At 65.2% G+C, this 6,398-nt stretch carries 6 protein-coding genes; 1 reads left to right on the top strand and 5 read right to left on the bottom strand.

All coding sequences use genetic code 11. From position 1 onward, the window contains the following. Window positions 1-66: 66 nt before the first annotated feature. Complete coding sequence (locus EN780_RS24915) at window positions 67-600, bottom strand: hypothetical protein (RefSeq protein ID WP_245500112.1); 534 nt, start codon at window positions 598-600, stop codon at window positions 67-69. A gap of 232 nt (window positions 601-832) precedes the next feature. On the opposite strand from EN780_RS24915, the gene EN780_RS24920 reads away from it, so the two are divergent. After that, entirely contained in the window at window positions 833-1,369 is a 537-nt protein-coding gene (locus tag EN780_RS24920) for an OmpA family protein (protein ID WP_128275607.1), read from the top strand. Between the two features lie 107 nt (window positions 1,370-1,476). Here the strand turns inward: EN780_RS24920 and EN780_RS24925 are convergent, their stop codons facing one another. From EN780_RS24925 to EN780_RS24940, 4 genes are all read right to left on the bottom strand, one after another. After that, window positions 1,477-3,060 (bottom strand): caspase family protein, encoded by a 1,584-nt coding sequence (locus EN780_RS24925; protein WP_245500113.1) that lies wholly within the window; start codon window positions 3,058-3,060, stop codon window positions 1,477-1,479. Window positions 3,061-3,250: 190 nt separating this feature from the next. Next, window positions 3,251-5,644 (bottom strand): M23 family metallopeptidase, encoded by a 2,394-nt coding sequence (locus tag EN780_RS24930; protein ID WP_128275606.1) that lies wholly within the window; start codon window positions 5,642-5,644, stop codon window positions 3,251-3,253. Then, window positions 5,641-6,147 (bottom strand): DUF1036 domain-containing protein, encoded by a 507-nt coding sequence (locus tag EN780_RS24935; protein ID WP_245500115.1) that lies wholly within the window; start codon window positions 6,145-6,147, stop codon window positions 5,641-5,643. The genes EN780_RS24930 and EN780_RS24935 overlap by 4 nt, the downstream gene beginning before the upstream one ends. Before the next feature lie 11 nt (window positions 6,148-6,158). Continuing rightward, window positions 6,159-6,398 (bottom strand): hypothetical protein (locus tag EN780_RS24940; protein WP_133372705.1); only part of this gene is annotated, 240 nt, incomplete at its 5' end.

The following is a 6,398-nucleotide window of genomic DNA, read 5'->3' on the forward strand; positions in this document are numbered from 1 at the left end:
GGGGATAAGCGTGGCCAAATAGGCCAGCAAAGCCGCTGCCGCGCACTTTTTCCGGAATTTCACTAACTAGGCGTCCGTCGATTGACGCATCGCATCGATCTCTGCCGTCTGGATGCCCAGTTCGACGAAGGCTGAAAGCACGGAAAAGCGATCGGCGAGCGCGACACGCGCCAGTCCCGACAGAATCCCGGCATTGACCGCATGGGCGGCGGGGAACAGCCGCGCGACAGGCCGCGCCGTGGTTTCCGCGGCCGAACCGTCGCCGCGCCATGCCGCCGCCAGGGCGATCCAGGCGGCGGGGGTTGTCGGCGGCATCGCCGCGGCCCTGCTCAGCCCGGCATGATGCCGGGGATTGTCCGGTTCGCTGACCCAGTCGCCGACAAGCATGAGCAGTTCCTGATCCTGCCCGTCGAGCAGGTCGGTCAGGTGGCTCAGACACTCATGCGCCCACCAGACGGCAGCCCGTTCGGCAAGCAGATAGGCGCAGAACGTGATCGCCTCCTCGGGCACCGGCCCGGCGAGCAGGGCGCGGCAGAACTCGATCGAGGCTTGCTCGGTTGGAGGGGCGCTCATGTCCTCGGCAACAGCGGGACAAGCCATGAAAAGATCCCGTGCCGTTTTGAATCGGAGCTCATTGGCCATGGCTGCCACGCCTTCCCTGAGGGACAACAACCACTCAAGCCTCCGGCGAGGCAACGGTCAAGCCTTGCTCGGCCGCGGAGCGGCCACTGTCGGCAATGCCGTATATTTTCGATGTCGCCGACAGACAATTGCTCCGGAATTTGATATGATCCGGCTGGCGAAATCGGATGCTCAGACGGGAGTAACGGTTATGCAATTGGGCAATGCAGCCTTAGTGTTGGTGATCGCGCTTGTGTCGGGCCAGGCTTTTGCCGATCCGCTTCAGAAATCGGAAGATATCGTGAAGTTCTTTGCCGGTGAGGGCAAACTCGGCGCTTCGCGTGGAATTTGCGTCGGCAGCGAAGACGAGTGCAAGAGCAAAAGCGAGACGAAGGAAGCCCCGGCCAAACAGGCAGGCCTCGACATGCTGGTCAATTTCGGACTGGATTCGGCCGAGCTCGATGCGACGGCGCGCGCGGAACTCGACGAGTTCGCCAAGGCGCTGAAGGACAGCCGGCTGAGCTCCCTCAGCTTCGTCGTCGAAGGCTATACCGACGCGTCCGGCACGGTCCACTACAATGAGGGACTGTCGCAGCGAAGGGCACGCTCGGTGACCGCCTTCCTGACGTCCAGCGGCGTCGACGCTGCCCGCATCAAGGCCATCGGGATGGGCGAGAAGAACCCGCGCAGCCCCGATCCCTATGATCCGGTCAACCGCCGGGTGGAGATGCGGATCAGCACTCAGTAGCTTGGGCCGACATAGCCTGCCCTCGCGCCATCCGGGGATGCCCCTGGCGCGTCAGTTCTTGAGCGCGCCGCCCACGGCCACACCGGTGCCGAATATCAGCGCCTTGGTCAGGAAGTCGTTGTTGTTGTCCTGGGGCGGCGGGGGTTCCTCGCGGCCGACCAGCGTGTCGCGGTTGCGCCTCGCCTGAACGACCTGCTGTTGCTTCCTGCGGGGTTTCTGCGCCACCGCCTTCGGCGTGCGGGCCTTCTGCACGACCTGCTTTTTCGGCGCCGCCGCGCGGGCCTGGTCGGCTGCGTGCTTGGCACGCCGGCCTCCATCATCGGATCGGTCTGGACCACCAGGAAGGCCAGTTGCTCGCGCGTCAGGAAGGTGGTCGGCGGCAGGCCGTTCCTCTCTTGCCAGTCGCCGATGGCCTGGCGGGTCTTGGGCCCGATATTGCCGTCGACGCGGCCAAGTTCGTTGCCAAGCGCCTCGATGCGCAACTGCAGGTCGATCCGGCCCTCGCGGTCGAGGCCGATGGCGTTTTCCGTCTGCTCGCTGCCCAGCGCCTGCTTCATCTCGTCCGAAATGCCAACCGAGGTGCGCACCGTGGAGCCGGAATTGGCATCCGCCTCATCCGTATCGAGGGCCGCGACCTTTCGGTCTTCGGCTTTCGGATCCTGCAACTCGTCGATGTTCAACCGCGCCACCGTCGCGAAACGGCCGTTCGGGAACTGGTCGAGATAGGCCTCGTAGAACGGAATGGAATTCTTCTTCGAGGCTTCGTCCCACAGCCGCTGCTCGACTTCCCAGGACGGAGCTTCGCCGACCACCAGACCGGGGGCCGATGTCGCCGCGGCGTTGGGCGCGTCGGCGGCGGGTTTTGCCGCGGGCGCCGCCACGACAGGTTTTCCCATGAACACCTCACGCCCCAGCGACGCGTTGTGCCACGGCCGCTGCCGGCCTTGCGTGGTCTCGGTCACTTCGCCGCGCACGCGCGTCAGCGCGCTCTGGATCTCGACGCCAGGTTCGGTCAGATGCCTGGCGAGCGCGGTCGAGTAGGGACTGTTGACGCCGTTGCCGTCGAAGGCGATGGCGCCGGGGTCGGTCGCATAGGCGATCAGGATGCCGCCGGTGCCGACGCCTTCCGATTTGGCTTCGACGGGCGCCAGGCCGGCGCCCAGCGAGCGCGACTTCGGCAGCGATGCGGCAAGCGTCCTGGCCAGCGGATTGTCGCGGCAGGCGTCGAGGATGATGACGCCGACCGCCGGATCGGACGGCAGCGCCGCCATGAACTCGTCGATCTGGACAGTGCGGGTCTTGAGATAGGCCGGCGAGGTCAACTCGGCATCGACCGGAATGAGGAAGTTCTTGCCGTCCACCTGCATGCCGTGGCCGGCATAGTAGATGACGGCGAGGTCGGCATCGTAGGATTGCTCGGTGAACCGGCTGATGAGGCTGTGCATGCCCGCATTGTCCTGGTCTACCCCTTCGATGACGTCGAAGCCGGCGTTGCGCAGCGTCGATGCAATGAGATGCGCGTCGTTGGCGGGATTGGGCAGGGCGACGGCATGGACGTATTTGCTGTTGCCGATCACCAGCGCGACGCGTTTGGCGTCGGGCGCGCCACTATCGGAGGCCGCAGCCTGGGCGCCAAGCGAGGCCAGGACGAACAGTATGAATCCGCTCAGAAAGACGGCGAACGCTTTCATGGATCAGCCCTCCGCCCCAGCGGGGCGCGCTAGTGATGTCTGCGCATGCTAGTTTCGTCGGCGACACAGTCGCTTCTGCCAAAAATGGCTCTTGGGCGTCTGTGATCTCAACCACAGTCATGGTTCACGACAGGCCCGAAAAAATTTCGCCGATAATATCACCGGGCGGCAGGGAACACCAACGGCGGGCTTAAAGGGTGTTCTGAAGCGAGCCTATAAGGGCGGTGACGGCCTGCTTGTACTTCTCGAATTCCGGCGACGTCTGCCGGATCTCGGTCGTGGTCGTCGTCTGCTGCGCCGCGTCGGTGGCGATGCGAGGGGCCTTCTGCCCCATTTTCCGCTCCGCCCAGTCCACGACGTAACTGGCCGTCTTGCCGGTGAGGAACGGGTTGGCCTGGATGACGGCCGAGCCGAGCACGGCGCTCAGTTGCGACGCGCCTGGCGCCGCCAGCACCTGATGCGCGCCTTCCATGCCAAGGAAATGGCAGAGATAGAGACGGCCGGCGGTGATCTGATGGCCGCGGGCGCGAAGATAGGCCTCGCCTTCGCGCGCCAGGTTGCGCACCATCTCGCGCGACAGCGTCGCATCATAGCGAAGCGCGAGCAGGTCGGCGGTGGACAGCGAGCGGGCGAGATCGGGGCGGTAGGTGTTCATCATCCGGATCCAGGTCTTGGAGATGAACTGGCCGGCGCCCGTCGCCGAGGAAAGCGGGTTCTTGGCCCGCGCGCTGCCGCCGCTTTCGACATGGACGATGCGGTCGGTCAGCGTCTCGACGGCAGCATCGCCGGTGCCGCCAGAACCGCCGGAAGCGTAGGCGGCAACCGTGGTGACCGTTCCCAGCGGATCGATAGCCGCGCCGGCCTGGTAGAGCTCGAAATGCAGATGCGGGCCGGTCGAAAGCCCGGTGGTGCCGATATAGCCGATGACGTCGCCGGCCTTCACCTTGGTGCCGACGCCGCTGGCGATGGCGAATTTCTGCATATGCGCATAGCGCGTCTCGCGCCCGTTGGGATGCGAGATCTTCACCAGATTGCCGTAGCTGCCGCCATCGCCCTGAAACGTGATCTCGCCATCGAAGGCGGCCATGATCGGTGTGCCGACCGGAGCGGCCCAGTCGACGCCCTTATGGATTCGAACGGTGCCGAGGATCGGGTGCTTGCGCGGGCCGAAGGTCGAGGTCATGACCCCGCTGACCGGGGTGACCATGCCGTTGGTCACTGCCAGCGAACGAACCTCGTCATTGCCGGTGACGCACGCGAACTGGCCGTCGCTCTGCTGGAAAACGAAACAGTCGAGGCTCTTTTCCGTGCCCTGGACGCCGACATAGAGGACCCGTCCGGAGATCTCGCTTTGGCCGCGCGGCGTCTGCGAGTAGATCAGCACCAGGCGCTGGTCCTCGCTGGCGAAGGCGTCGAGATCCTGCCCCCGCGACAGATACATGATCGCTTCGCCGATCACGCCGGTCGGAACCTTGTTGCGCGCGGCCGTCGAATAGATCGCGTCGAGCAGGCGATACTGCCGCTTGTGCGTTCCTTCCTCCGGCGCGCCCGAATAGTTGAACAGGTCCTCGCGGACCCAGGGATCGACCCCCGATACGAAGGCGCCAGCGGCGTTGCGCGTCAGCGTGCCGACAAACACGTTCTTGGCGTAGATCGAGACCTGCATGAGTGACATCGTCGTCGCCTCGCGGGTCGGCCTGAAGCCGCGCATCGCCACGACATAGCCCGGTTCCAGGCTTTCCCGGTTGAACAGCGCCTTCAGCGCTTCGCCCGCCAGCTTGGCGTCCTCGGCCGAGAAATGCGCATCGAGCGCCACGCTGTCCAGGCTGCGGTCGTTGAGGATCTTCACGAAGCTGTCTTCGGTCGCCTCGAAGCGCTGGTATTCCTTGGTGACGGTCGCGACGCTGGTGTTGTTTTCGATCTGGGTCTTCTGGAATGCGGGCAGGGCTGCCTCGCCCGCATCGATCGTTTCGCCCCAGCCGGCCTCCGGATCGTCGGCGTCCGCCGGCTGTCCCGCAGCGGCCGGCGCCTCGTCGGGGACAGGCGTCGGCTGCAGATCGTTCTGCAGGTCGCCGGCCGGCGGCTGAAGATCGTCCTGCAGGTCGTCGGACGGCGGGGACGCGGTCTGCCGCTGCGCCTGGAAGAAGGCGAAATCCTCCTGCGTCGACGGGATCGTCGTCATGAATTTCTCGCTGGCGCTGAGCATCACGTCCGACAGCACCTCGATCTGCGGCGAGATCCCGGCCTGATCGAGTTCGGCCGGCCGCGCCATCGCATGGGCTTTCGTCGAAGTGTCGGCATCGGGGGCGAGCGTGATCCACATCGGGTCCCCGGCAAGGTCGATGATGGCGGGCACATAGACCGAGGCGTCGGCCGGGACGTCCTCCGTGCCGTCGACGGCCTGCAATTCCTCATCCTCATCGCCGAACGACCAGTAGTCGGCGGTGAGGTAGAAACCGATGCCGATCGAAACCAGGACGATCGCCGCAAGACCGACAAGGATCCGGCGCCAGAGCTTGCGCCTGCGCGAGGCCAGGCGGGCCTGCCTTTTCAGCTTGAAGCTCGTGTCGATACTGTGCGTCACGGGCTGTTCCCGGTCAGGAAGAATGTCCACCGCACCTGTTCGAGCGTGTCGACCTCGACAAACCGCGCCGCGATATGGCCGCGCTGCCAGCATTCGTCGATGCCGCGTATCGAGAAGCGGCGCCGGTCGATGCACATTTCGGTCGAGCCGGTCAGGATCGCGTGGCCGAAGACGTCCGTCGCGTAGATGTAGATGTAGCGGTTGGTCAGCTCCTCGCGAATGACGTTGACGCACTGGTTCGCGCCGATGGTCCACCAGCCGTCCGTCTGGTCAGCATTGTCGACCTTCTGGCCGACCGCGAGATTGACGACATCCAGCGTCTGATTGCAGACCGTGAACTCGGCGCGCGCCTGGCCGATCGATAGGACCGCCAGCAGTGCCGCGACCGGGATGGCGGCAGGCCTGGCGCGGCCGATCAGGCCAAGCAGGGTTCGGGCCCGATCACGCAGCTTGCGTGGCGGGAGGACGGGCGGGAAGGAAGAACGCGAGCGGCGGATTTCCATCGGCGTCCATGCTATCCGCCGAGCCGGAAATATTTGGCGGTGGCGGAGAAATCAGATCCGCGGGCCTCGATCTCGGCAAGGATCCTGGGCAGCAGCTCGGATGCCGGAGTGGGCCTTGTGAACACGGCGGCCGAGATGTCGCGAGGTCCCGTGATCACCAGTATGACTTGCGGCACGACCTTGCCGGCCGTCTTGTCGGCGGCGCCGAGCTCGATCGGGATGCTGAAGCTCGCCTTGCCCGCCTGCACGAC

Origin of the sequence: Mesorhizobium sp. M4B.F.Ca.ET.089.01.1.1 (assembly GCF_004022605.1) — a bacterium.
Classification (GTDB): Bacteria; Pseudomonadota; Alphaproteobacteria; order Rhizobiales; family Rhizobiaceae; genus Mesorhizobium; species Mesorhizobium abyssinicae.